Source organism: Alkalihalophilus lindianensis (assembly GCF_032843265.1).
Taxonomy (GTDB): domain Bacteria; phylum Bacillota; class Bacilli; order Bacillales; family Bacillaceae_D; genus Alkalihalophilus; species Alkalihalophilus lindianensis.
This window is the reverse complement of sequence record NZ_JAWJBA010000205.1, coordinates 1-279: the sequence shown is the minus strand read 5'-3', so window position 1 is coordinate 279 and position 279 is coordinate 1. Positions and strand designations below refer to the sequence as shown.

Genomic DNA, 279 nt, shown 5'->3' with positions numbered 1-279 from the left:
GCGCCTGCACTACGCCGAGACCTGCCGCATCTGGCGCCAGCGCTTCATGGCCGATCCCGACATCCCGACGCTGTTCGACGCCCGCTTCCGGCGGATGTGGGAATTCTACCTGGCGGGCGCGGAACTGGGCTTCCGGCACGGCGGCCACATGGTCTTCCAGATCCAGCTGGCCAAGCGGCGCGACGGGACGCCGCTGACGCGAGACTACCTGCTGAAGGGCGCGGCCGGTTGACGCCGGGGACGGCGGCGTCCATAGGCGCCGCTTGACGTCTCTTCAGA

At 69.5% G+C, this 279-nt stretch carries 1 protein-coding gene; it reads left to right on the top strand.

All coding sequences use genetic code 11. The annotated features are described in order from the left end of the window. The coding region (locus RYX56_RS26560; protein ID WP_317124063.1) for a class I SAM-dependent methyltransferase at window positions 1–232 on the top strand (232 nt) is incomplete at its 5' end. Window positions 233–279: the final 47 nt, after the last annotated feature.